General features: G+C 52.9%; 18 protein-coding genes and 1 tRNA gene. 9 read left to right on the top strand and 10 right to left on the bottom strand.

The features are described from left to right. The first annotated feature begins 39 nt into the window (after positions 1-39). Both R3F50_14640 and R3F50_14635 read left to right on the top strand, forming a co-directional pair. Positions 40-894, top strand: coding sequence for a crotonase/enoyl-CoA hydratase family protein (locus R3F50_14640; protein ID MEZ5491536.1), 855 nt, complete (start codon positions 40-42; stop codon positions 892-894). Positions 895-1084: 190 nt separating this feature from the next. After that, positions 1085-1160, top strand: a tRNA-Gly gene (locus R3F50_14635). Between the two features lie 114 nt (positions 1161-1274). Here the strand turns inward: R3F50_14635 and R3F50_14630 are convergent. Beyond that, positions 1275-2579 (bottom strand): MFS transporter, encoded by a 1305-nt coding sequence (locus R3F50_14630; protein ID MEZ5491535.1) that lies wholly within the window; start codon positions 2577-2579, stop codon positions 1275-1277. Positions 2580-2764: 185 nt separating this feature from the next. Between R3F50_14630 and R3F50_14625 the strand changes: the two genes are divergently transcribed. Next, positions 2765-3184 (top strand): thioesterase family protein, encoded by a 420-nt coding sequence (locus R3F50_14625; protein MEZ5491534.1) that lies wholly within the window; start codon positions 2765-2767, stop codon positions 3182-3184. A 227-nt stretch (positions 3185-3411) separates the two neighbouring features. On the opposite strand, the gene R3F50_14620 is transcribed toward R3F50_14625, so the two are convergent. The 4 genes from R3F50_14620 to R3F50_14605 all read right to left on the bottom strand — a co-directional run bounded on the left by R3F50_14620 (position 3412) and on the right by R3F50_14605 (position 8314). Continuing rightward, the gene (locus tag R3F50_14620; protein MEZ5491533.1) at positions 3412-4656 is read right to left on the bottom strand and encodes a dienelactone hydrolase family protein; all 1245 of its coding nucleotides are present in this window, start codon (positions 4654-4656) and stop codon (positions 3412-3414) included. 65 nt (positions 4657-4721) lie between these two features. Continuing rightward, entirely contained in the window at positions 4722-5141 is a 420-nt protein-coding gene (locus tag R3F50_14615) for a cupin domain-containing protein (protein MEZ5491532.1), read from the bottom strand. Between the two features lie 495 nt (positions 5142-5636). Further along, positions 5637-7262, bottom strand: coding sequence for a tRNA-dihydrouridine synthase (locus tag R3F50_14610; protein MEZ5491531.1), 1626 nt, complete (start codon positions 7260-7262; stop codon positions 5637-5639). 176 nt (positions 7263-7438) lie between these two features. After that, on the bottom strand, positions 7439-8314 hold the full coding sequence (locus R3F50_14605; protein ID MEZ5491530.1) for an MBL fold metallo-hydrolase: 876 nt from the start codon (positions 8312-8314) through the stop codon (positions 7439-7441). A 584-nt stretch (positions 8315-8898) separates the two neighbouring features. On the opposite strand from R3F50_14605, the gene R3F50_14600 reads away from it, so the two are divergent. The 3 genes from R3F50_14600 (at position 8899) to R3F50_14590 (ending at position 13438) form a co-directional block, all read left to right on the top strand. After that, on the top strand, positions 8899-9828 hold the full coding sequence (locus R3F50_14600) for a hypothetical protein (protein ID MEZ5491529.1): 930 nt from the start codon (positions 8899-8901) through the stop codon (positions 9826-9828). Between the two features lie 244 nt (positions 9829-10072). After that, complete coding sequence (locus R3F50_14595) at positions 10073-11407, top strand: hypothetical protein (GenBank protein ID MEZ5491528.1); 1335 nt, start codon at positions 10073-10075, stop codon at positions 11405-11407. A 675-nt stretch (positions 11408-12082) separates the two neighbouring features. Then, entirely contained in the window at positions 12083-13438 is a 1356-nt protein-coding gene (locus tag R3F50_14590; GenBank protein ID MEZ5491527.1) for a hypothetical protein, read from the top strand. 435 nt (positions 13439-13873) lie between these two features. Here the strand turns inward: R3F50_14590 and R3F50_14585 are convergent, their stop codons facing one another. Both R3F50_14585 and R3F50_14580 read right to left on the bottom strand, forming a co-directional pair. Then, positions 13874-15004, bottom strand: coding sequence for a hypothetical protein (locus R3F50_14585; GenBank protein MEZ5491526.1), 1131 nt, complete (start codon positions 15002-15004; stop codon positions 13874-13876). A gap of 115 nt (positions 15005-15119) precedes the next feature. Next, on the bottom strand, positions 15120-15611 hold the full coding sequence (locus tag R3F50_14580) for a MarR family transcriptional regulator (GenBank protein MEZ5491525.1): 492 nt from the start codon (positions 15609-15611) through the stop codon (positions 15120-15122). Between the two features lie 423 nt (positions 15612-16034). Here R3F50_14580 and R3F50_14575 point away from each other — a divergent pair, with 423 nt between their 5' ends. Further along, the gene (locus R3F50_14575) at positions 16035-16451 is read left to right on the top strand and encodes a hypothetical protein (GenBank protein ID MEZ5491524.1); all 417 of its coding nucleotides are present in this window, start codon (positions 16035-16037) and stop codon (positions 16449-16451) included. 8 nt (positions 16452-16459) lie between these two features. Here the strand turns inward: R3F50_14575 and R3F50_14570 are convergent, their stop codons facing one another. Continuing rightward, a complete protein-coding gene (locus R3F50_14570) occupies positions 16460-19099 on the bottom strand; it encodes a hypothetical protein (protein MEZ5491523.1) in 2640 nt (879 codons plus the stop codon). A gap of 800 nt (positions 19100-19899) precedes the next feature. Between R3F50_14570 and R3F50_14565 the strand changes: the two genes are divergently transcribed. Next, positions 19900-20940 (top strand): alpha/beta hydrolase, encoded by a 1041-nt coding sequence (locus R3F50_14565; protein MEZ5491522.1) that lies wholly within the window; start codon positions 19900-19902, stop codon positions 20938-20940. Positions 20941-21073: 133 nt separating this feature from the next. Here R3F50_14565 and R3F50_14560 read toward each other — a convergent pair whose 3' ends face one another. Then, positions 21074-21487, bottom strand: a complete 414-nt coding sequence (locus R3F50_14560; GenBank protein MEZ5491521.1) for a hypothetical protein — start codon at positions 21485-21487, stop codon at positions 21074-21076. A 304-nt stretch (positions 21488-21791) separates the two neighbouring features. Here R3F50_14560 and R3F50_14555 point away from each other — a divergent pair, with 304 nt between their 5' ends. Beyond that, complete coding sequence (locus R3F50_14555; protein ID MEZ5491520.1) at positions 21792-24797, top strand: TonB-dependent receptor; 3006 nt, start codon at positions 21792-21794, stop codon at positions 24795-24797. A gap of 154 nt (positions 24798-24951) precedes the next feature. On the opposite strand, the gene R3F50_14550 is transcribed toward R3F50_14555, so the two are convergent. Further along, positions 24952-25785 carry a PIG-L family deacetylase gene (locus tag R3F50_14550; protein ID MEZ5491519.1) on the bottom strand — a complete coding sequence of 278 codons (834 nt, stop codon included), beginning with the start codon at positions 25783-25785 and terminating at the stop codon, positions 24952-24954. Between the last annotated feature and the right edge of the window lie 331 nt (positions 25786-26116).

The raw sequence follows: 26116 nt of genomic DNA, 5'->3' as shown, positions 1-26116 counted from the left end.
ACACAAAGCGCGACTGAAAGCCAGTCGAGGATAAAGAGTATGCATCTTAAATGCTTTAACGTGACCATCGAGAATCGTATCGCGCATATTCAGTTACAACGGCCGGAAAAACGCAACAGCATGATTCCGGAATTCTGGGAGGAGCTGCCAAGAATCATTCGCGACATTGACAGTCAGGTCAAAGCGCGGGTCATCGTTATCAGCTCTACGGGACCCCATTTTTCCTCGGGCATGGACGTGAAAGCTTTCACCCGTTCCAGCAACACGGAACGAGCTGCCGACGACCACTCCAACCGTGTCAGAGGAGAATATTTTTACCGTAATGTCGCGCGGCTGCAGGAAACATTCAGTTGTATTGAACGCTGCCGTCTGCCCGTCCTGGTCGCCATCCAGGGTGGCTGTATAGGCGGCGCTGTCGACATGACTACCGCCTGTGATATGCGCTATGCAACCAGAGACGCGTTTTTTACCATCTTTGAGGTCAATATTGGCATGACCGCGGATGTGGGAACTTTTCCGCGCCTAGTTAAACTGATTCCCGAGGGCATTGTTCGAGAGCTGGCCTACACCGGCAGGCGCATGTCCGCTGCCGAAGCCAGGGAAGTCGGCCTGGTGAATGCTTTGTACGAGAATCAGGAAGCCATGCTGGCGGGGGTTATGGAGATTGCGGCCGAAATTGCCCGCAAGGCACCCCTGGCAGTCTACGGTTCAAAACACATGATCAACTACTCTCGTGATCACAACACAGTCGACAGCCTCGATTATGTGCGCATCTGGAACGCCAGCATGCTGCAGCGTGAGGAAATCGCTGAGGCCATGGCGGCCAGCAGTGAAAAAAGGGAGGGTAATTTCGCGGATTTACCGCCCTTCCCCGACAGTGACGCCGGGAATTGATAACCCCCGCTATCCTGCCAGGGGGGCTGTACTGAGAGCTATATAAGAAAGTCTTCTTAGTCCGGGTTGTGGCGGCCACCAACGGCAGGCCGGCAAAAAACCACAGCTATTTTGTCAGTGGAAGTTTCCGTTTTAGGTGAGAGCCGGCTACAATCCCCCGGTCAGATCAAAGGTCCTCTGGTTTATCAAGGCGGGTGTAGCTCAGTTGGTAGAGCCCTAGCTTCCCAAGCTAGCTGTCGCGAGTTCGAATCTCGTCGCCCGCTCCATATCCTGGCTCTACCCCATTAACGGGGGATGGGCATTCATACTCACTCGATTGATCCTTTTCTACTCCTGCGGTACGCGTTCGAACCTTAAATCAGGCTGCCAACCCCCTCCGTTCACTGTTTGCGATTCAGGGGACCGCCCGTCAGAAAAAGCAGAAAACCTGCCACACCCGCCGCCGCCGCAACCATGTATGCATAGCCATAAACGTTGTTGCTGGCAGCATATACGAGGCCCAGAGCTGCGGGACCTGATGCCGTTCCCCACGACGACATGAAATTACTCATGGCAAAAATACGGGAATATTCACGCACACCAAAGGCCTCTGCCAGCAGCAGCGGTTGCAACATCAGGAGATTACCGACAGTGATACCAAAAAGCGCCAGCCCGATACTCAGAGTCACAGGATTGAATCCGCCTGACAACAAGGCCAGCGATAAGACCTGCAGACTCATCATGCCAATAGAAAATGCGCGGATTGACATCTGCTCCACCACCCAGCCACCGACCAGCCTGCCGACAATACTGGCGACCGGCAGAATTGCTACAGCCAATGCCGTCTGCGCCTCGCTGAGCAATTCTCTGGCAAGCCCGTACTGGTGGGAAATACCCCCAACCTGAGCCATCATCAAAAAGATATAGGCAAGGCTGATGCACCAGAACAACCTTCCCCGTCGCGCTTCGCGAAAAGAAACTCCTTCCAGCAACATGCTCCGCCCTGAATGCACCTTCTTGACATTCTTCTCGGGCATTTGACTTTGCTGCGCTGGTTTATAGGGTTCCTTTGATTTGGCGGCTTCTGGCATTTCACCATCGGGCAGCAAACCCATCGATTCCGGACTGGAACGCAGCCAGATCAGTGCCACTGGCACAACCCCCACCAGGTACATCAGCCCCATGACCGGAGCCGCCCGTGCAAGTCCCATGTTTTCAACCAGCACCGCACAGACTGGCGTTATTATCACACCACCGAGAGAAAGCCCCGTCGAGGCGATGGACAGGGCCCTGGCACGCTTCTTATGGAACCAGCGCGTAACCAGCGTAGTTGCGGGGACCAGGTTGGATGCCGAGAAACCCACCCCGAATACCAGATACACAACGTAGAGATGCCAGACTTTCGTCACCAGCGCCAGAGCAGCCAATGAGACGCCACACAGCAGGGCGCCAAAGCAGATACAGAAGCGGGGATCGAAATCGTTTACCCACCTGGCAACCCAAAGCCCCGCGACGCCGCCACTAAGAAAAAAAAGCGACACCGCAATGGATGCTGAGCCAACGGAAAATTGCGGCTGCTGAGCCAGGGCATTGAGGATTACCGCATGGTTGTAAAAACTCAGGCCCGTCGCGAAGGTAAGCATAACAAGCAGGGCAGCAACCAGTTTCCAACCGTAAAATATTCTGGAGGTTTCCGAATTAGGCATTGGATTAAGAATTTCTGACCTGGGAAATTGCGATTATTTTGGACATGGAGAGTATAGAGCACTGAATCGCTTGTCTATGAATAAAAGCAACCCGACCGGAATCCCGCGCTTGCCCAATGTAGCGGTTTTCACCCGCCAACATCAGTATACTGGGAGCCCTGAAAGTCAGTTGAAGAGGAAGTCCAATGTCAGACAAGTTGCCCCATGTGGTGGAAACTGTTGTTCATGTCCGCTATGCAGAAACGGATGCTATGGGTGTCGTACATCATGCTTCTTATCTGGTCTATTTTGAGGAAGGTCGAAGCCACTTCATGCGTTCCATGGGCAGTAACTATGCTGACATTGAAGCCAGCGGTTTCCGCTTACCTGTCACCGAAGCCAATTTGCGATACTCAGCGGCAATCACCTACGGCGACGCAGTCATTATCCGCACCTGGGTCGAGCAATCACGGAGTCGCCAGCTCAAATTCGCTTACCAACTCCTTTCCTCAAACACCGGCAGGGAACTGGTAAGGGGATTTACACAGCACGTCTGGACCGATACCACGGGCAAAGTCACCCGTGCACCTGAGATGTGGAATAAACTTCTGGAAAAAATACCGTGATTGGACTGCGGGAGCCTTTGTCAACTTGCGTTTAGAATACCTGCAATAGCCTCAGAATTTTCCCGAAACTTTGTTACTGTTGCCCTTCTGAACTGCCAGATTCAACCTCAGGTGAGCCATTCCCGGACCCGGCAAAAAACCTGCTGTGGCGCTGTGTTGGGAGCATTGGCAGTGGAAGCAGTTGCTGTTTGCCAATTGCTCGGCCATGTGCAGGTTTTCAGTTCAGGTCACCCTCCCACCCGCAGGGTCAGTTCGGCCGTGAATAACATGGATTTATCCAGATCCCGCGCCGCCCACTTCAGCAGAGTGGACAAATCCTGCGTCAAGCGTTCGCTTTGGCGGAGCGAGTCATTGATGTAGATCGCCACAGGTCTGGAAAAGTCGATTTCCTCCGGGTTCAACAACAGCGTAAATGACTCAACTCCAGTGGTGCTTACGTTGATTATGTTGCCATTGCGGGTCACCCTGACCATACCAGACTGATCTGTTTGTGCCAGCTCATCAATAATCAGCCAATGATTTCGATTAAACCTTTCTGTTGAATCAGTTACCCACTGAACACGATCCGGTAAGGGATCTCGAGGATTGTCCCGCTTGAACTGCTCAATGGCCGCGCTTTCCTCCGGTAGCCAGCGGGTATTGTGGCCACCACCGACAATTGCCCTGAATACATGGTTGATGTTTGCCTGGCGCAATACATCAACGAATGACGCAAGGGACGACGCCGGGTAGAGGGGGTCCTCTTCCCCATTGACAATGTATAGCGGCTTGGCCATCAGGTTTTCGAAATACAGCTGGTAACTGGCTTGACCGGCCGGATTGCGGAGCACACCGGGATGACCGATATACGGCATGAACGCCGCCCAATCGGTATTCTGCTTGAAGGCAAAAAAATACGCGCCGGTACCTCCATCGGAAATGCCGGTCAACGTAACCTGATTGTCTTCCACGTTGTAGCGGCGCTTGACGGACCGTAGTATCGCCGGCAAATTTTCCGCCTGATTGGGAAACCACCAGAACGCCTCATTCCAGGCAGCAGGCACCACGGTGATCCTGTCTTCATTGCGAAGTGAATCATAGCCACTGCGCCACCAACTGCCGGGCTCAGCAGGAAAAGGCCGGCCCACTCCACCATGCAACAGAAACTCTACCGGATAGCTGCGGGATGGATCATAGGTTTCCGGTACGAGCAGCACGTAGGGAAAACTGGTCCCGTCCAGGGCTTCCCGAGTTAACTCCTGATAACCAACTGCCACGTCGGCAGAATAGGCCGGACCCTTTTTCAGCGCCCGGTACAGAGTATCAACCGTCACGTCGGCACCCAGCAAACGCTGCTGCGCCAACTGCCGTTCTTCTGGGGAAACGGCATTCCAGAAACCAGCAACTAATTGCTCAAGGGACCCCGCCTCTGCGGCAGAAACCTGACTGCACATACCCGTGATGAATAGCGAAATCAGTAACGTTGTCTTCATACACCCACCCTGGAGTCAGTTCGTTACAGGAAGTTTGGATTTGATGAGCAGGCCAGAGGAGCCCATCATTTGACAAAATTGAAATCCGCAGGACCCCCCCGCCGCACCAGTATGACAACATCGGCTTCAGGGGGAACATCCCAGGAATGATTCATTGCGCCAGGTATCACCACGTAGCTGCCTGCTGTCAGCGTGTAGGTTTCGGCCCCCAGTACGATCACGACATTGCCTTGCAGAACGGCAACATACTCATCATGCGTGTGCCAGTGCAGGTCAAAATGTGAGCCGGCCGGGAAACGTGCATAATAGGTTATACCGCCGGTAACAGCATCCAAGCCAAGCCTCACGGTCTGGACCCCCACAGGGAATCCGTTGCCGCCGCCAGGCTCCCCCCACTCCACGGTATCCAGATCTGTTACGAAAGCGTCCACCGGGGAAACATCAGCTTGCGCTTCGGTAAGCGCGGCCGGAAGCAAAGTCACCACGGCCAAAACACAATTCCTAAAACAGACTCTGAGTTGGAAAGAAGATAAAAGGCGTCGCATAACTGACCTCGGAACCCCGGCCCTGGTGGCCTATTTTTTTTTGCGGCTGGTGCTGGGCTCTGCCAGAAGCCGGTTTGTGCTGTTGTCTGATTCTACTATGTACGGTGCGGAGTGTCTTTCGGCTGCTGTGGCCCCGCTGGCGTCACAGGGCATTCCGCTTAGACTGGCCGCAGCCCTGAATTGTAACACCTGACTGCGGAATGACGAATGCGGGCAACCTGTTCCCTAAGGAACCTCTTATCTGTCAGGGCCTGTGCGCACTAATTTGATTATCGCTGTTGTGACTAAAAAAGCGCCAATCCACGCGCGAGGAGCGTGGTTTGGTGGCTCCAGATTAGCGACGAGTGGCGCTTTTTTAGCTGCAACACGAAGGGCTGGAGGTCATTTTTGCCTCCAGCAGCGATAATCAAATTAGTGCGCACAGGCCCTGGCCAGCTAGCTGTCCAGGGCCCTAAGAAAAGGCCCGTCCACGCACAGACGACGACCGTCCGGCGCGCCACAGGCGCCACAGATGCCAACCCCGCATTTAGTCAGATAATCAATGGCGTTGTAAATCTGCGCCGGGCGACAATACTTCCTTTGCACGGCCTCTGCAGCATGAACCATGGGCTCGGGACCACAGTTATAAAATACCAGTTGCTCTAACTCCTCGGCAGACATCTCCTGTAATCGAGTCTCCAACAGCTCTGTCACCAGCCCGTGGTGCCCTTGACTCCCGTCATTGGTGGCCACATGCAGTCTGGCAACGGCCTGGCATTCATCAACAAAATAAAGCCGATTTCGGGTTCTGGCACCCAGAAAGATTTCGGCATTGCCGAAATCCCGGGCGATCTGGTAAACAGCCGCCAGCCCGGTCCCACCGGCCACCGCCATTATTCTGCTTCCCGATTGTGGCTGCACCGGTATCCCGTGCGGCCCCCTGACATAAGCTTCTGTGCCAGGCTCCAGCTGCATCAATTCACCGGTGAACTGCCCCAGATTTATAACCACCAGTTTGAATGGGTTGTCCACCAGGGCAGAAAACGGCTTCTCTCCCAGCCCCGGTATCCACAGAAAGATAAACTCACCGGCCTGCACGTTGATTTCCTGATCAAATGTCAGGATAGCAACATCGTCCGTAACACGCTCATTGCTGCGCAGCGTGACTGGACGGAAGCTCATGTCAACGTCATAGTGTACTAACGATTCAGCGCGGTCTGTGGCGTCCGAAAGGTCCGCGCTCAGCGTCTGAAAATAGTCCGCCATCTCCCTGGTAGTCATGCCAATCAGCGCCGACCCGATACCAATAATTGAGGCGCCAGCCCGCTGAAATTCCCTTACATTCTGTGCGCTGCTGATACCACCACAGGCGATAATGGGACAGCTGACTGTCGCAGCAATCCGGGTAACACAATCCAGCGCTGTGGGCAGCACTTCCTTGCCGGACATGCCTCCCTTGCCGTTACTGAGAACATCGTGCCCGAAGACCGCGTAGCGTTCCGGCCCCATTGTATTGATTGCGCAAATGGCATCAGCACCACCCTGCTCGGCGGCTCTGGCAATTTCGTCGATGTTCGGCACATTGGGTGTGAGTTTGGGGATTACAGGAATGTCTACTGCCGCCTTGACGGCCCTGACAATTTCTTCAACCAGCTCCGGGTCCTGCCCCATGGCCATTCCGTATCCCTTGGCATGGGGACAGGACAGGTTCAGCTCAAGTCCGTCCCCATAGGGAGCCAGTTGTCGGGCAACCTCGACATACTCTTCGATACTTCCACCGAAGATTGAGATCAATAGGAACCTGTCCTCTGGAACCTCGAGCTCGGCCAGTAATTCTGCTGAGCGGGCAGCACCGGGATTGGTCAAGCCCACGGCATTGACAAAACATCCGGGCTTATACTGGGCCAGAATCGGTTCCCGATAACCCAGCCTGGGTTCCGGGCCGATACTCTTGGTTGTCAGTACCCCAACCTCGGGTATGGTGTCCATCACACGCTGAATTATAGAAGTGGAACAGGTAACGATACCTGAAGGAATGGTAAAAGGCCCGGAAAGCTGTTTGCCAAGAAATTGTGTTTTCAAAAGGAATTACAACCCGAAACTACGCCGTTATCAAAAGGTGTCATTCTACAATGAAAACTGACCGGGCGGGTGAACATTACCCGCCCGAATCACCTGGCCTTACTATTGCCTGAACAGCCTTCGCGCCAGGCAGGAAAGCCTGCTCCCTCCAGCAGAGGACAGACCGCAGAAAGTTCCTACTGGCCAGCCAGCTCTGAATAGACGGCTGTCAGAAACCGCTCGGGATCACCCCATTTTGCCTCGTATTGCGCAGTCGGCCTGGCCGTCATTACCTGTTCGAAGCTCATTCCCTGGTTGACAAGGGATTCAACCCGGGCGGCGACATCCAGCACCATGTCTCGAAACTCCATCACATCCTCACGGGTCGAAACTTCCCCATGCCCAGGAACAATTTTAGTGTCAGGGCCCGCCATACCTATCAGGATTGCCAGGGCATCGATGGTGCCGGCCAGCGTGCCGCCGTTGCCCTGATCGATCACAGGAAATGCGACTGTCCGAAACACATCGCCAGCATGAATTACATCGGCGTTACGAAAGTAAATATAACTGTCACCGTCCGTATGGGAGGGGGGAACCGGTATTGTCGTTACCTCATCATCATTCAGATGAATAGTCACGCTTTCACTGTAAGTAAGAACCGGCAGGGCCGCTTCCGGCAATTGACCTTCCAGCCTGACGCGTACTTCGTCGCGAGCCAGGATGAGCAACCCCATATTGCCGAGATTTTCATTACCTCCGGTGTGATCCGGGTGCACATGGGTATTGATCACAAAGCGGATGGCGCCATCACTCAAGGTCCTGACTGCTGCCAGAATTTTGTCAGTCAGCGGAGCGAACTGATCATCAATCATAATGACCCCGTCATCTCCAACGGAAACACCGATATTGCCACCAGCGCCCTGCAGATAATAGTAGTTACCGGACACGTGATGGGGGATTACCTCCACGTTGCTGTAGTCCCGCTGGGCCAGGCTCGGAGTCGAGACTGCGGCAATGATCAGGGCAATAGTATTCAGGGCTATGGTACGCTGGCCTGACAGTTTTATTTTCATGTGTTCTCTCCAACAGGCCTCTACCAGCCTGACGATAGTTGATAACAGTGGCGAATACAGAATTGAACCGGACATTATTTAGGGCCTGTTCGCACTACTTTGATTGCCGCTGCTGGAGGTCATTTTTGCCTCCAGCTTGGCGGAATGAGTGTAGTTTAGTCGTTCTAAATAAGCGAATTTCAACAACGCTGGAGGCAAAAATGGCCCCAGCCCTTCGGGTTGTTACTAAAAAGCGCCACTCGCCACTGCTCGTCGCTCATCTGGAGTCACCAAACCACGCTCCTCGCGCCTGGATTAGCGCTTTTTAGTCACAACAGCGACAATCAAAGTAGTGTGACAGGCCTTAGCACAATCGGCCCCGGATTCATTGATTTCTCTAAGAATTCATTCGGGAAATTGTGACGATTCGTATCATCGCTAGACTACACGAGAAATGGCCTTTATCCTACGTGCCTCGGAATTTTAGGGGCGTGAACCCCGTTCTGACAAGGAAAGCGCCTCCCCACTCTGGTTAACCGAGCAAGGAAGATCAATAAACGGCGCTGGAAAAACCAACTACTGGTGAATTACTGGAGAGAACAGCAATGACTCAGACTTTTAAAACAGTGATTAGTATTGCCCTGGGGCTGCTTTTAGCTGTTTCGTTTACGACTCAGGCCCAGACCCCTCCGCGGTTTCTGACCCTGTCACCACCGGTCGGCTGGCCGATTATCCCCCTGCTGGAAGGCTGGGTAAGGAACGAAGACGGATCCATCACTCTGATTTTCGGTTACATTAACCGCAATGACGAAGACGTAGACGTTCCCGTCGGCGAGAACAACTACATCGAGCCATCGGAATTCAACGGCATGCAGCCAGGGAGCTTCCTCGCTGGTCGCGGTCCACAGGTTTTCTCCGTGACATTGCCACCGGATCGCGCCGACGAAGATGTCTGGTGGTATATCCGCTCTGGCGACGACAGTGAATTACTTAAGGTCCCCGGTCGGGCCCGTGACAGCGCCTACGAGTTAGACTTTATCCGTCCTCGCCCACAGGGTGCGTTACGCCCGACAGTAGGTGTCGGCGAGAACGGCGCGCAAGCGGCTGAGAATATGGCCGTAATCGCCGATTACCCGCGCACGGTGCAGGTTGGTGAGCGCATTGAAATGGCCATCAACGCAACTGATCCGTCAGTGCGAGACTCCAGCGATCCGCGCTTCCGCGAACCGTTGGACCTGGGCGTTCACTGGGCCAAGCATCAGGGCCCAGGCAATGTCACATTCAGCTATCACCCGGACAGCCCGGCACCGGAGAACCCCTATAACGAAAGGGATCCCCGCTATGCTCGATGGGAAGCCGATCCTCGCGAAGGCAGTATCGAAGCGGGTAACGGGGTTGCCAAAGTCTGGGCCAGCTTCTCCGCGCCGGGAGAATATATGATCCGCACCATGGTTGAAAACTGGCAGGCACCGGACAGCTCACAAGGCGACCAGTGCTGCTGGACTAACGTTTTCCAGCGAGTTACCGTCCGGTAGCGACGCTGGATTGAGTATGATGGCGGCCGGCGCAGGCGACCGGCCGTCTTCAGTTTAAAAACTCGACTTAACCCCAATATGCAGTAGAAAGAACCCAAACTTCTGCCGATATATAGAGGGGATTGCTGTTGCAATTTGTTGCAAAACCAGACCACAAAAATAGATGTCATAGAGTGGACATTTCGGACAACTGGCCTTAATCTTGGCATGTTGTCCACCCACTACCTATTACGAGGAGACACGTATGAAAATAAGACAAGCGCGCAAAGCCCTTGCAGGCGTCGCAGCACTGGCGGCTCTGGGTATTCAGGCGCAGGCTTCGGCTCAGGAGCACAGTGAGCTCACATACACTGGCGAAATTGGCCGGATTATCAACGACAACTGTGTTGTCTGCCACCGAGAGGGTGGAGTTGGCCCGATGCAGTTCGAATCTTACGAGCAGGTACGACCCTGGGCGCCGCTGATCTCCATGCGCGTTGAAAACCGGGAAATGCCTCCTTACGCCTACGATCAGCACGTCGGTATCCAGGACCTGCAGGGCGACTGGCGCCTGGAGCAGGAAGAGATTGACAAGATTGTAGCCTGGGCCGAAGCGGGCGCACCGCTTGGCGATGCCGATGTCGTGGTACCGATGCCAAATCTGCCCGACCCCGATCAGTGGACCTTCTCAGACCAGTTTGGTGCCCCTGACCTGATCATTCCTTCCTCCCCTTACGATATTCCAGCTCAGGGCAACGACCTGTGGAGCAAGGAATATACTGCGACAGGACTGACCGAAGATCGCTGCATCAAAGCAGTACAGGTTAAGCCCCGTGGCGACGCCGCTGCGGTGGTGCATCACGCTAACTCGTCTGTCTACGTTCCCGATGAAAACGGCGAACTTCAGCGCTACGGTCAGCTGACTGAATACGCTATGGGCAAATGGGGCGAAATCCCTGGTGAAGGCGTCTGTCGCTCACTGCCGGCAAATGCAACTGTGCTTTGGGACATTCACATGTTTCCGGGCGGTGTAGGTGCTACCGCAGCTGGTGAAATGATCGAAGACAACGTCGTAGAAATCGGTGTGTGGTTCCATGAGAAGGGCTACGAGGAAAATGCTTACGATCAGGACCTGCGACTGTACGGCCTGCGTGAGGGTTATGAGAACGGCCACCTGGTCATTCCTCCTCATGGCACAGCAATGACTCAAGGTTTCCATTCTTTTGACCACCCTGTCCGTATAGACAGCTTCCAGCCTCACGGCCACCTGCGTATGCGTGCCGCGTCTCTGGAAATCTACTATCCTGAAACTGGGCGCACCGAGCAGATCAGCCAGATCTCCAACTGGAGCGCCACATGGCACCACAGCCACCTCTACGAGCGTGATGCAGCACCTCTGCTGCCTGCCGGCGCAGTTCTGGTCATCAAGCAGTGGTACGACAACACAGCTGGTAACCCGAACAACCCTGATCCTGATCAGTGGGTGTATGATGGCAGCCGTACCGGTGACGAAATGTCCCACGCATGGATCGCGGTAACTCACCTCGACGAAGAAGGCTACGAACAGCTTCTCGCTGAGCGCATGCAAGCCAGCAACTAAACTAATCAGATCCAGACGATCTGATACAGAAAGGCCGGTTGGTTACCAACCGGCCTTTTTTTGAACCAGCTTTTTGTACCAGTCAAATAGAGGGCTACAACCTCATAGCGCAATTTGGCGTTAGGTTTTGACCAGCACCAATACCGAATAATCAGAGCAATATTCGCTGTGGAGAATCACACTCAACGCACCACCCGCTGACTCGGCACTTGCAGCGAACAGCCACATACCCCCTGCGGGAAAGCCGACCCGCTTCTTAAAGTACCGCAACGTTCGGTGGTTCCGGCAACTGTTCAGACTAACGGGCCTATTCTACATGTTTGCCCTGAATCTGTTATCTCCAGCCCACACCCGGGCTATTCCACTCATTTCTCAGAATGTGACCTATTGCCGGACGGGATAGCTAACGCAGGATAGCTGGCTCGAACCCCGTAGGAAGCTCGTTTTGCTGCATTGCATGAGTATTTCCTCTCCTGATAGACCGGGGGCCTGCAACAAATCCATATGTGACAATTTGTAAGGAAAAGGCCAGTCTGAGGCCCAGTAAGTCTTTATTAGCGTATTCGTTGCAGATTATCACTAATATTTCATGGACTTTCTTATGTCCTACAGTTAACGTCTAAGTAAGCCCTTGACCTGCAATCAGCGGCTTCCCTGCAACGAGGAGACAATGTTATGAAAAAAGTGGATAAACCAAAGGTTAAACGCGTGTCCGGCGCATGGTTGGGAGCCGCTGCTGCTGCCGCTCTTGGCTTCCAGGCATCTGCCATGGCTCAGAACCACAGCGAAGAACTGACCTACACTGGCGGGATTGGCCGCCTCATCAATGACAACTGCGTGGTTTGTCACCGCGAGGGCGGTGTAGGCCCTATGCAGTTTGAAACCTACGAGCAGGTACGCCCCTGGGCGCCGCTGATTTCCATGCGGGTCGCAAACCGGGAAATGCCTCCGTACGCTTACGATCAGCATATTGGTATTCAAGAGCTTCGAGGCGACTGGCGACTGGCTCAAGAAGAGATTGATGCAATTGTCAGTTGGGCAGCCACTGGCGCGCCTCTTGGTGATGCAGACGTTGCTGTAGCAGCACCCGATCTGCCTGATCCCAATCAGTGGACTTTCACGGAGGAGTTCGGAGAACCAGACTTGATTGTTCCGTCATCTCCTTACGATATTCCTGCTTCCGGAAATGATCTGTGGAGTAAAGAGTTCACTGCTACCGGGTTAACCGAAGATCGCTGCATCAAGGCTGTTCAGGTCAAACCACGCGGTGACGCGGCAGCGGTTGTTCACCATGCCAACTCGGATGTCTATATCGAAGGCGAGGATGGGCAGTTGGAAAATTACGGCCAACTGACTGAGTATGCTATGGGTAAATGGGGCGAAATCCCTGGCGATGGTGTGTGTCGCATGATGCCTGCCAACTCTCACGTGTTATGGGACATACACATGTTCCCGGGTGGAGTCGGTGCAACTGCCTCTGGCGCGATGATTGAGGATAATGTGGTTGAAATCGGTATCTGGTTTCATGAGCCAGGCTACGAAGAAACCGCTTACAGCCAGGACCTTCGCCTTTACGGGATGCGCCAAGGCTACCAGAACGGTCACCTGATCATTGAACCGAATGGTACTGCCATGACTCAGGGTTTTCATTCTTTCGACCACCCGGTCCGAATCGACAGCTTTCAGCCACACGGCCATCTGCGCATGCGTGCCGCTTCTCTCGAAATCTACTATCCAGAGACCGGTCGTACTGAACAGATCAGCCAGATCTCCAACTGGAGCGCTACCTGGCACCACAGTCACCTGTACGAGCGTGACGCAGCCCCGGTGCTGCCAGCAGGTGCTGTTCTGGTCATCAAACAGTGGTACGACAACACTGCCGACAACCCGAACAACCCTGATCCAGAACAGTGGGTTTACGGTGGCAGCCGGACAGGTGACGAAATGTCTCATGCCTGGATAGCTGTTACACACCTCGATGAAGAAGGCTACGAGCAGATTCTCGCCGAGCGTATGCAAGCCAGCAACTGATCAGATCGACCTGATCCGATGAACAAAGGCCGGCTGGTTACCCAACCGGCCTTTTTCGTGTCTCGAATTTCGCACGGCTGACTTGAAATCACATCAGCTCCCGATGATTTATTGACTGTCGGTGGACAGTTCTAGCCACTGTAAGGCAGCTTTCAGCCCCTTCCCTTCTGCTCTTTCCGTCTGTCCTCTAAACGACAACGTTGGATCACGGTAATTCTCCTAAACTGGCAATTTTCAGCAGCCCGCGCCCGATCAATGTCCGTCGGCACACGCCCCTCCACCGCGTCTTATCGGCTAAAGAGACCTGGATCAGTCACGACGATGTACTGATAATCTATGTTTTTTGGCACCAGCGGGCCTCAACTAATTGCTGCTGTACCTGTCCCGCAGTCAGGAATAGGCGGATAGACATCACCATCCTCAGCCATACAATTCTTAGCTAAGTAATCCAGTGATCGCTCTCAGCCTGTGGTTCTCACTATCGCTCACGTACACGACACCGTTGTAAACACAGACTCCATGTGGACGATTGAGTCGGCAGCCTAGCGGATCTCCGTCGGGCCCGTCTCCGCGTTCACCAGAACCCAGCACGGTATCGATGAGCCCCGTTGCCAGGTCCATCCGCCTGATAACATGGTTCTCGGTGTCGACGATATAGAGACAATGATCTGACTCAGAATAGGCGATACCCTTAGGTCCATTGAACGTCGCCTCAAGAGCCGGGCCTCCATCCCCAGTAAATCCCCGCTCTCCAGTTCCCGCAATTCTATGCAGCCGATTGCCACGCAGGTCCAGGCGGAACACAGAATTGCCTTCCCGCAGCACCAGGTAGGCATTACCTGCCGGGTCAGTATCGAGGGAGCGCGGCCCCAATAGAGGCGTGCCAATCAAAGGGGCCTCATCAGGCGTGGCAAGGCGCTCGCCAGTGCCCGCCAGAGTAGCAATTACGCCGGAATTCCTATCCACCCGACGAATGCGACTATTGCCGATGTCGCAAATCAGCAGGCTACCAGAATCATCAAAGGCAATACTGTGAGGCTGTCGCAATCGCGCCTGGTCGGCCGGCCCAGTATCTCCCCCAAACCCCGCCTCGCCAACGCCGGCGACAGTCGATACCATGCCTGTCCCACCATCAATTTTGCGTACCACATGAGCGTCCCGTTCAACCACAAACAGATTACCTTGCTGATCGAATCGGATTTCATGAGGTGCTGAGAATCCAGCCTCAAGCGCGGCCCCACCATCACCCGTATAAGTCTTCTCTCCGTTGCCCGCTATTGTGGTCAGCCGGTTTGTTCCCAGATGAAGTCGCCGAGTGCGGCCAGTATCCACCTCGCAGAAATAAAGCGCCCCGTCTGGCCCAACAACCACGCCATAGGGATTATTTACCGGTGTCTCCACACCCGGACGCCCCTGGGGCCCCTCAGGCTCGTAACCTGCCACTCCAGTACCTGCTATCGTTCTCACCGCTGATACATTCTGGGCGAACAGCTGGCGAGTAAAGGCCAGTGCGCCACCCATCCAAAGGCTTTTCTTCAGGAATATCCGACGATTAACATTAGCCACTGTAAACTCCAGTCTCATAACAGATCAAAGATAAAGAGAAACGCTGATTGAGAGAGTAGTAAGCCGGACAATGTTTGTCCATGCTTGATCAATAACCTGACTTGGGTAGTTCTACTCAGGAATAGCGTCGCGTATCAAAATAGGTTCGCACTTGTCTTAGCTGTTTGAGTTGCTGCTCGAAATCCATCGCGTTCATTGCCTGTCCAAACTCAGCCAAGAGTGGCGATGTGCAAGCAATAGCGCGTTCCCGCATTTCACGGCCTTTTCGTGTCAGTGTCACGCGTTTGCGCCGACCGCTGCTGGCATCGGGCTCCAACCGGACGAATCCCTTTGAGGCAAGTTTTTTCAGCGTATTTGTCATTGCACCTGCCGTCACCTGAAAAGCGTCAGCCAACCTGCCAGGTGTCGCTTCAGAGTCCACTCGGACAAACCAGTTAAGCACACTGAATTGCGAGACAGTTAACCCATCAGGTAAATTTCGTTCAAATTCGTTATTGGCCAGCTGCGCTATGATTCCTATCTCATTAAGGTAGCTGAAAAGTAGCGATTCGTCTTTCTTCCTGCTCCTGTTCTTATCCTTTAACACCTTCAAGCTCTTATCCTTCATCCTTATCCTTATCCTTATCTACAAGCTATAGCTATCTTTGCTATCTCGTGATGCCGCAGGTTTTCTCTACTCCCACGGCGCATCATGCACCGTCTTCAAGACGCTTTTCCTGCACAAGACAATGCCTCAGGTAAGCCTAACTTTTTTAACGAAGCCAAGTCTGAATAGTTCGATAACAAGTTAGTAGATCTGATCATTTCCCCTAAATTACCACTCCTACAGACTGCTTATTCGAGTAATCATTTACTAAAGAACCTCAGATTAATTAATCTTAGAGCCTCTGTCCCCTTTCGCCTGGTTACTTTCCTATCTTTCCCGGCATTCATTGTTGACACTTGACAGCAACACATATAGTTTAACCCTAAATATTTAACTTTAAACCTTTCTCGAATGATTTACAGGATTTCTAGGGGGAATGACACTATGAAATACCTCGGCTGGGCAATAGGCCTGCTTCTAACCTTCGCGATATTGTTTGTTGGTGCCGAGAAATTAGCATCCGAACGAGTAGAAGTAGTCGAGCTACACACCCTCGATATGAACAATGAACTTGTGACCACCAGACTATGGGTTGTCGACGACGAAGGTTTCCAATATTTACGAGTTGGAAGTGACGGATCGGGTTGGTTTACCCGGCTGCAGAACAGCGAAAGCTTTCAGATGACCAGAAATGGTCAGACTCACACCTACTTCGCCGTCCCGCGGATAGAAAAAAGCGACAGAATTAATCAATTAATGCAAGAAAAGTACACCTGGGGCGACACGCTGATCGCTCTCATGGTTGGAAGCCGGGAGAAATCTATACCAATCGAAATACACTCGGTGACTTCACGCCAATGAGTATTAAATCAGACCGATTCGCTCGCAGCCTTCTCTTTTTCACCTGAATGCGAAGAACTCGATTCATGCGCCAAATTTATCTCTGAACGTAAGGTTTTTATCTCATCGTCACGAAACGTGTAGAGTGACATTCCTGTTATCTTGTCCAGTTCCTCTGAGGCTTTTCTGGCTTTAGAAAATTCCTGCTTTTGTACGTACAGATTCATGAGATTAAGGTAAGTTTCCCACTCACCAAACCTGGCGCCAGTTCTCTTCGAGATTTCCAGGGCATCTTCCAGATCGTCTCCGGCAGCATTGCAGTCACCAACAGCCAGATAGAAATTGGCCCTTGCGTTTAGGCCGGAGGGTAAGTAGAGCCACTCATCTGCCTCTTTCAACAAATCAACCTGCTTGTCCAGATACAGTTTTCCATTGGCATGATCGCCCAAAGCAAGAGACGCAAGCCCCAAAATTTGCATGTCACTGGCCAATAGAGACGTAGTATCAATAGCTACCTGCCACCCTCCCTTGCTACGCCAGCTAAATGTTTTGAGTGATCTATCTAAAGCTTTTTCAGGCTGCCCGGTTTCTAGCAGGTACTTACAATAATAAGAGCTAATTGTTGGAAAGGTGACCTTTGAGCCGGGATCCTCCATTGTCAGAATTGCATCCGATTTTTCAAACAGCTCCCCTGCTTGTTGGTCCTCACCACAAAGATGAAGAGCGTGGGCTTTGAATGAATGTGCCATTGCCTCAACTACCTGATTTCTCGATTTTAAAACTACCGGTTCTAATTCATCTATAAGATCCAGAGCTTTTCTAAGATCTCCAGAAATCATTAGCATTGACACGAGGGGTGCCGCGATGTTCAGAGCATCCAGCCAAAATTCCCGCTTTTTGAACCACTCAATACTTCTAAAACACGGGCCAACCGCTTTATTAATCTCCCCTAGATATATTAAATTAGTCGCTGCACAAGATAGCAAATAGAACTTCGCGTCTTCATGCAATTCTGATACTGGCTCGTTCCACTCAACATTAAAAAAACTCCTTATACACGCCTGATCTTCATGATGGGATCCTTCGGTAAACATAGAGAACTGCCGCTTTTTAATTTTGTCAAAGTAAAGCTCGAATGCCGATTCATAGAGCCCTGCCTGCGTACCATGAATGACGGCCCGGAAAAGTGGCTCAAGATCAGCAATCGTGGACGGATTTTCCTTGGCCTGCATTTTTAAGTAGTCAAAAATCAACGCATTGCCCTTTTGCCAGACTGAAGGAAACTCAGACTTAAGAAACTCTGATAGAAAGTCCCTTACTAAGGGGTGACAGTCGAGCACTGTGGTGGAGTCCTTCTCCTTAGCGGTGATCAGGTTTGCCTGTCGAAGTCGGTCGATCGCGTAGCTGAATTGCAGATCAGTCAATTTCGACAATTCCGCGGTCATACCATCAACCCCGGGATTCTGTCTCGAAATGTGCTCTATGTCCTGGATGCTGACTGCTCGATCAAAAAGACCTATTGCAAATAGAAGCGCTCGCTCAGGCGTTCCTTGAAACCAGTCCAGATAATTTCTCATCAGGTTTCTTGCATGAACGCCCATCTCCTGCTCGTCCAGTAAAGAACGAATTTTCCTGAAGTCCCCCATTCTGCCTCTATAGACTACGTTGAGATAGCCTCCCAGCAGAGAAAGACTCAGCGGATGTCCAGAGTATTCCTCAGCGGCCTGGGAATACTCATCGTATGATCCTTGCAACCCGATTGCCTTAAGCATTTTTATGCTTGACTTGTCCGAGAGAGGCTCCAGTTCTGTAGTTTTGACCCTGCTGCCCTCAAATGAAACCAGATCGGCAACAGGTAACCTTGATGTGATCACACAAAGTCCATTGTTTTCTGTTGCGAGTTCCTTCAGCAACAGGGATACGGCTGGATTCTCAATCAGACCATGCTTTGGGCCTGGCGGGTATTGCATCGGTTCAAGCCCATCCAACAGCAAGAGTGTACGTTTGGACCTTATCAGGTTTGCCAACCTCGAAGCTTTTTCCCAGGGAGTACCTTCGGCAGGCGATGAGTCACCAAACCACCCCAGGGCATGTTCGATGAAGTAGTCACCTGATGATCTGACTTCCGATCTGGCTGCCTGCCAGTAAAAGGACCAGGCATATACTCTTCGCGCGCCGCAATAGCCCTTCTGGTCCAGTAGTGACAGCCACGCATTGATCAGTGAACTCTTTCCCATGCCACCGAACGCAACCAGTTGCACGATATTCGTTTTTCTTTGCTCCCACTCAGCGCCAAGTGCTTTAAGCTCGGTTTTGCGCCCAAATATTTTGGCTGGCGTATTGGGCATAAGAGAAACCGATATTCTTTCTGGTTTCTTGAGATCCAGGCGGCTTTCCGTCTCCAGCTTCTCGTACAGTTTTGCCTCAAACTCAGGGAATTCCAGCGTGAACCAGTGCTCGTTGATACCAAATATTGCTGACACATCGGCGACTTGGGACAGGGGAATAGAATCACCCTGACTTGTTTCCGTGCCTCTGGCCCATTTCCCGACAGCCTGACGCGAGATACCCAGCAATTCGGCAAGGTCTGAGTGAGTTTTTATTGCCGGGTTCAGCCTGAGTGAATAAAGCAACGCGAGCTTTTTAGCAAGTTGTGGATGTCTCCTCATCTATGTGTACTCCCCTTTGAAGGCCTGTCGCGCAACTGGATCCCCCTGAACCTGATGATCGAACTGCCGCTCGGCTTTTATTGATTTTTGTGGAGGTTTTTGCTCCAGTAACGGCTCAGCACTTAGGATTGTTCACCGCTTCCACGCCTACTCGATAATCACTACAATCCCTTCTCGTTGCCGAGCAAAAGCTCGAACTGGTTGTTTTTAAAAGAATATATACCATTTTTTCTGTTCGTAGCGAGAGCACCAAGGTTTCCAACTGGTTGACACCCCGGTTCAATCGGCGCTTTCAACCGCCCCATAGCCAGTGAAGGCATGCCGTGAAACAAGAATCCCGGACATTCTCCGCACTGGCCAGGCAGGCTCCTGAATGCCTGGATAAGCTAACCAACTGACTGATTTCTCAGGAATTCCCATTGGCTTTTTTCAAGTTGCGCAATGCCAGAACCCAATACTGCTCCCAGCGATGGTCTTGCGACGCATCAGGAGCGTTGATGCCCCCTCTAAAACGCTGATTAGTTGGTACGGGTCCTGGATGCATCGATACCTTGCCGCAGTATTTTAAGGAGCGTAAATCCCACGCTGCAATTCGCTTACCTGTTCACCGCGACTGCCTGTAGCACTCGGGTTAGGCTCTATTCGAGGAATAATGAGCAAATTTCCCGCGGAACTATCCACTAATCCCTCAATTTGCGGGATGAAAGAATGTTAATCCGTAACCTGCAAAGATTTGTCGTTGTATAATCAGGTTAGCCAGTACATGGCGATCACATGAACAAATTGTCCGGAATCCATTAATGATCACAATAAATAGACCACTCACAAGAATTTCACAGATACTGACAATACTGTTATCCCTGCTTTTTTCATTGCCGACATTAGCTCAGGAATCCTGGCCAGCGGAGCCACCGAACGAGCCTCCGGCACACTGGGGTCCGGTGTCCGCTAACTTCGAGGAAATCCCCTACCCGTACCCGGTGCATTTTCTTGGCCTGAATCGTTTCGGTGAAGACATGCAACTGGCCTACATGGATGTACCGCCCACGGGCCCTGCCAATGGACAGACAGTGTTCTGGCAACATGGCATGAATTTTTATTCAGAGGCGTACACACCCACCCTGAAAACCCTGTCCGCAGCGGGATTCAGAGTGATCGCGGTTGACCGGATCGGTTACGGAAAGTCCTCCAAGCCGGTTATTCCCTACAACTTCAATTTTGTCGCTGCCAACATGAAGTCTCTTCTGGACGAGCTCGGCATCGAAGAAGTCGCCATTGTTGGCCATTCGATGGGCGGCATGGTGGTCAGTCGTTTTGCCATGCTGTATCCGGACATCACCACTCACGTGGTGTTGGTCAATCAGATCGGCCTGGAAGACCAGCGTCAAAGTCGCCCCTGGAGTGATCCATTTGCGACGCCGGTATCCCCGGCCAGCTACCGTTCGATTCTGGCCGGTCACCGTCGCTACTTCCCGGATGAATGGCCTCCCGCGCACCTGGAGTTCGTCCGCCGGCAGTATGGTCAAACCATGAGCAGCGAATGGCAGCGTCTGGCCATGGTAAGACGCCTGCAGGGAGCCATGCTTTATGATGATCCGGTCGTCTATGACTGGCAGCACATTACCAGTAAGGCCCTGGTTCTGGCCGGCGAGGAAGATGGCCTGATAGAAGACTTTCCCAAGCACGCCCGACACGTGGCCAGCGAGCTACAAAACTCGGCAATCCTTCTCTATCCCGGTATCGGACACGCACCACAGATCGAGATCCCGGATCAGTTTCACTCCGACCTGATCCGCTTCCTGCGTTCGGATCCAGACGAACCTGCCAGCGAGTGGCGATAGGAATTCAGACAGGCAACCCGGCACTTTAATATCAGGGGCCGGGTTGCTCCCTGTCGCGATAGACTCCCCTAGATTTTCTGTCGCTGTCGTACGAACTCGATAAACTCGGGGCGCCAGTCTGGTTCATAGCGGGCTAAAAACAGCCGAACCCCTTCATGATGGAGTATCTCGTCAACAAGTTTAGAGGTGCCCTCTGTCCCTGCCGGGTTATGAGACACTGATAGCTGCCGGATAAATGCACCTTGAATGGCAGAAAATATGTTTCTGACCAGCATTTCGTAACGGATGCGATAAGGCCCTGCATTGCCCCATAGGCTCTGTTACCTGTGTCGTATAATTCGACAATTTCAGGATTCAAAATAAACAGCTCACGAATCGGGTTGCCTGACTCGATAATTCGCTCGAAAGCGGAAAGTCGATGTGGCTCAAGGCTGGCTGAGAGCTGGTGGGTGTTCTGGCGAATCTGCAGAGCCAGATAAAACAACGAAATCAATACGCCAATAACCCCGACGATCTCGGCAATGGCACCTAGCGCTTCCCAATTCATGAGCCTTGCCCCCTTTCTTATGCGGCCAGCCTAGAGAGGCCCTAGTCCGATGTCCAGATCCCACAACCTATTAACTTCACCTCGCCGAATAATACCTTGTGGTAAATGGTAACAACTCCTTGAATTCAAAATTCAAACTATGAATCACCCGGGCTATTTCCCCTAGCAATCAACCCTGAATTGTGATTTAATAACGCCTGAGTAGTGTGGGCACCCATAAAAGCACCACTTCCCCCAATAGCTGCTCGAATAATTAGAAATATAAACAATAAGATACGCGTAACAACAAAGGGAGATACCGAATATGTCACCTCATGGCATTAAGCATTCGCACGCACGCCCCATAAAACTGAACCTACTGACAGCTGCAATTTCACTGGCTCTGGCTACTGGCGTGGAGACTGCCGCAGCTCAACAGGGCAATGAGGTTGAAGAGGTGGTCGTCACCGGCTCCTATATTCGACGCACAGAAGGATTCGATGCGGCTTCGCCGGTGACAACATTTACCGCGGAAGACATCCAGGCCGAAGGCACCATCAACATGGCCCAGGTGGTGCAGAACCTGACTTTTAACAATGGCACCGGCGTCGCCAACTCTATCCAGGGCAGCACCAATCAGATCGCCAATTTCAACCTGCGCGGTCTGGGTTCCCGGGCAACACTGACTCTCGTAGATGGCAAGCGCGTCGTCGAGACAAATGTGCAACAGTTGTTACCCACCATGGCAATTCAGCGCATGGATATCGTGACTGATGGCGCGGCCACCATCTACGGTACCGATGCGGTGGCTGGCGTGGTCAATATCGTGCCCTACAAGTCCTATGACGGCTTCAAAATAGAAGTCTACGAGGAAGGCGATGACCGGGGAGATTTCCGCAAGGTAGAAACATCGTTCCTTGGTGGCGCCAGCTTTGATTCTGTAGACCTGGTAGTCGCCGGTTCCTTCCAGGATGGCGGCAATTTGAAGTGGCACGAGCGTCCCGATTACGTGGCCGCGGGCCTGACCCATAACAGCGGATCGAATCCTGGCAACTTTGTCGTTCCTACTCGGGATGCCAACGGTGACCTCACTGGCTCGACAGCGTTCAGGCCAGATCCTAACTGCGGAATCGATGAAAGTGATAACCAGGCAGAAGTAAATGGCTCCGCGTGGGGAACTAATGCCCTCGGACGTTGCTGGCTGAGCTTCGGCGACACCCGGGACTTCATGGAGGAAATGGACACCTCCAACCTCTATGCCAACATGAATTGGGAATACAGCGACGACCTGTCCTTTAATGCCCAGGTCATGTGGAACCGTCAGGTGGTGCGTGGCCGGGAGAATCCCGGTAACCCGGGTTTCAGGGAAGGTGATCTGCCCACTGTACGTGGCGAGCTGCCAGGAAACACCTTCCGGGCCGTATCCGCTGACGGTACTCCGCTGTTCGCCCAGCCACTCCGCGATTCCGGTGGCAACATCGTGCTGGACGGCTACGGCCGCCCACTCCCGTTTCGCGACAGCAGCGGACAGGTCGTATTGGCGGATAACCGCTTCGCCTCTATCGACAGCGATCCTTTCGGTGGCGTACCGTTTGCCGAAGACGTACGCATGACTTCCTGGCTGCCGTTCGGCAAGGGGGGTATCCCCAACACACTGCCGCAACGGATGCAGAACAATAGCGGCCTCAATATGGAGCTGGATGACAAGCGAACCGTCCGCGGCTCCTTTGGTGCTGATTTTACCGTGCCCTTCATTGAGGGCTGGGAAGGCACCGCGTTTTACACCTACAGCCAGACGCAACAAAAAGACATCGCCCAACAGGACTTCAGTTTCGGCGCCGTGGAACAGGGGTTAAATTGTGATGTGATCACTGATGTGGAATCCTGTTTCAACCCGTTTGCCGCGGTGGATCCACGCTTCCGTAATTCCCAACAGGTCGCTGATTCGGTCTATACCCTCTACCGGGAAAACAACACCGACTACCTGCAGACTTTCGATATCATTCTCAATGGGGAAATACCAATCGAGTTCGAACTGCCAGGGGGCCCGATCAACATGGCGGTTGGTTACCAGCGCCGTGAAGAGGAGAACGATGACGTACCCCCTCTGGGTGATATCCTGAACGATCAGTTGATCGGTAACCAGGAAGTGCCCGGGAATCAGACCCGCTCCAGTGACTCCTGGTTTGCGGAATTCAGCTTCCCTATCCTGGATAACCTGCAGCTGTCAGCCTCAGTGCGGGACGAAAGCTTCAGCTCCGGCCAGGGAAAGGTAATCGACAAGTACGGCCTCACTTATACACCAACCGACTGGCTCAACCTCCGCGCCACCATGGGCGAAGCGTTTATCGTGCCTACCCTGCAGCAGCTTAACCGGCCGGAGCAGTGTGGCCTGAGTAACTTCGACGATCCGTTTACCACGGCTCAGGGTTTCATCACTTCCTGCGCCACCGGTAACCCGGGCCTTTTCTCAGAGACCTCAGACAGCACCTCGGTTGGCTTTGACCTGACTCTGTTTGATGACCTCGTGTGGTCTCTAACCTGGAGTGAAACTGATTTTACGGATCGAATCGTGAGCACCACCACCCAGGATATCGCTCGCAGCGACTTCAGGAATTTCGTGGCCTGGTCCGGATTTGTCGCCACCGATGCGCAGCCCGAGCCCACAGAAGGCCAATTGCGCTCATGGTTAGCGAGCGGCCTGTCTGACCCCCGTATCATTCGAAACGACGCCCTGGAGCCGATTCGATTGCTGCAGTCAGACAGTAACGCCTCCAGCATGCTGGTCAGAGCATTCGATACCTCGCTGAGCTACGGCTTCTCACTGGACGATGTAGGTCTGAGTGGCTGGGGCGATATCAATCTGTTGCTGCAGGCCACCTATACGGATACCTACTCCTTCCAGCTGCAGGAAGATTCGCCAGAACGTGAAGCGGTAGGCAACCAGAACAACGATTACGGTGCTGTACCGCCGATTCCAAAAATTCGTGCCAATCTGCGCGTCAACTGGACTCTTGGCAACCACAGCGTAAGCGCTACTACCCGCTATGTAGACGAACTGGTGTTCGATGCTAACGAGTTCAGCTTCCAGCAGTTCCTGCCTGGCAGCACCTGGCGCTCCACAGACGTGATCCGTGAATGGACCCAGATGGACATGTTCTATAGCTACCAGGGCCTCGAGGCTCTGGGCGGCGAGTTTAACCTCTCCGTGGGTGCCCGCAACGTGTTCGATCGTATGCCACAGAAGACTGGCATGATCGCCGGTGTGGTCGCCTCCCTGCAGGATCCGCTGGGACGGGTGATCTACGCACGGGTCAACTACACCTTCTGATACCGGGCAAACCGCTCAATGAGTAAGTTTCTGCAACTTACTGGAAGTAAAAAAAGCGCCGGAGAAATCCGGCGCTTTTTTATTTTCTGATACATCCAGCATTGAGCTTGAATCGCGAATTGCCTGTTAAATCATCAGGCCAACCCGATCAGGCTTACCCTTCCTCTTCTCCTTCCCTTTCCCTTTCACCAGCACTTCCACTAACACCTTCAGAAACACCTGCAAAAAAAGGTGACAGGCAACGGGCTATCTGCTGCTGTAGCGTAGCCGAACGATCACTGAAATGAAAAAAACCCTCGGCTGCGATGCGGTCCATTGGCAATGAAAATGTCCGCGCCGTATCCAGAGCCTGAACCAGAGCCAGGTACTTTGCCTGGGTTAACTGGCTGGCATACATCTTAACTACCTGGTACTTTTTCCCTGCGAACTCCGAGACATCAAGCAGCGTGTTAATCGGTGCCAGAGTACTGATTTCATAGCCATAGCAGCTGATCGGAAACCCGCTGATACAACCAGCACTCTGCCAGGCGAGCTCAGCGGTTACCCGGTGATCAGGGTGGTATTCCATGGGCGAGGGGAAAAACACGCTGGCGGGGCGCAATCGCTCCAGCAGTGCCACGGTTCGCTGCCGGAGCCCCTCGGACAGCTTCAAGCCCCGATCCGGCTCGCCAAAAAAATGAATCGAATCCACCTCCAACACCGAAGTGGCAGCTCTGGCCTCTTCCATACGCTTCACCACCAGGGCTTCCCGGTCACCCTCGCCACCCAGCGCGCCGTCGGTAACAAAGACCACATGAGTCTGGATTCCCAGCTGCTTCGCCAGCAACAGCGACCCGCCCATACCGAACGTCTCGTCGTCCGGGTGCGGGGCGAACACCAGCCAGGGGCCAGGTGGCACCTGCGAAAGGGTGTAGGGTAGCAGTTGGTTTTCTTCCAGAATCATTGCATGTTCTCTGACTGTTGTGTTGTGAATAGGGTTGGACTTCACGGCACCTGCCTATTTGCCGGTACCCGTGTCTTATGAGTACCGGTAATCAATCCAGCCGCTCTCTTCTTTCATTTTCGTTTGTCTATCTCTAGCGCCAAACTTGCCTGACTATCTCGCCAATCTATCTCGCCGGTTTATCTCGGCTGTCTATCTTGCCTTTCTATCTTGCCTATTTATCTCACCTGCCTATCTTGCTTGCCTGTTTATCTCACCGGCCTATCTTGCCTTTCTATCTTGCCTGCCATGCCTGCGTCTCTTATCTATCCTGCCTGGCTGTAATACTTATCCGCTTTACCGCTTCCCTGATATATTGGCGTGATAACTTTTTTGC

Source organism: Gammaproteobacteria bacterium (assembly GCA_041395725.1).
GTDB lineage: Bacteria > Pseudomonadota > Gammaproteobacteria > Pseudomonadales > Pseudohongiellaceae > NORP240.
The sequence above is the reverse complement of the archived record's forward strand: the minus strand, read 5'-3'. Positions and strand labels throughout refer to the sequence as shown.

Excerpts from the sequence above, each read along its gene's own strand:
- R3F50_14640 (MEZ5491536.1), top strand. The coding sequence starts at position 40 with ATGCATCTTAAATGCTTTAACGTGACCATCGAGAATCGTATCGCGCAT.
- R3F50_14630 (MEZ5491535.1), bottom strand. The coding sequence starts at position 2,579 with ATGCCTAATTCGGAAACCTCCAGAATATTTTACGGTTGGAAACTGGTT.
- R3F50_14625 (MEZ5491534.1), top strand. The coding sequence starts at position 2,765 with ATGTCAGACAAGTTGCCCCATGTGGTGGAAACTGTTGTTCATGTCCGC.
- R3F50_14620 (MEZ5491533.1), bottom strand. The coding sequence starts at position 4,656 with ATGAAGACAACGTTACTGATTTCGCTATTCATCACGGGTATGTGCAGT.
- R3F50_14605 (MEZ5491530.1), bottom strand. The coding sequence starts at position 8,314 with ATGAAAATAAAACTGTCAGGCCAGCGTACCATAGCCCTGAATACTATT.
- R3F50_14600 (MEZ5491529.1), top strand. The coding sequence starts at position 8,899 with ATGACTCAGACTTTTAAAACAGTGATTAGTATTGCCCTGGGGCTGCTT.
- R3F50_14595 (MEZ5491528.1), top strand. The coding sequence starts at position 10,073 with ATGAAAATAAGACAAGCGCGCAAAGCCCTTGCAGGCGTCGCAGCACTG.
- R3F50_14590 (MEZ5491527.1), top strand. The coding sequence starts at position 12,083 with ATGAAAAAAGTGGATAAACCAAAGGTTAAACGCGTGTCCGGCGCATGG.
- R3F50_14580 (MEZ5491525.1), bottom strand. The coding sequence starts at position 15,611 with ATGAAGGATAAGAGCTTGAAGGTGTTAAAGGATAAGAACAGGAGCAGG.
- R3F50_14575 (MEZ5491524.1), top strand. The coding sequence starts at position 16,035 with ATGAAATACCTCGGCTGGGCAATAGGCCTGCTTCTAACCTTCGCGATA.
- R3F50_14570 (MEZ5491523.1), bottom strand. The coding sequence starts at position 19,099 with ATGAGGAGACATCCACAACTTGCTAAAAAGCTCGCGTTGCTTTATTCA.
- R3F50_14565 (MEZ5491522.1), top strand. The coding sequence starts at position 19,900 with ATGATCACAATAAATAGACCACTCACAAGAATTTCACAGATACTGACA.
- R3F50_14560 (MEZ5491521.1), bottom strand. The coding sequence starts at position 21,487 with ATGAATTGGGAAGCGCTAGGTGCCATTGCCGAGATCGTCGGGGTTATT.
- R3F50_14555 (MEZ5491520.1), top strand. The coding sequence starts at position 21,792 with ATGTCACCTCATGGCATTAAGCATTCGCACGCACGCCCCATAAAACTG.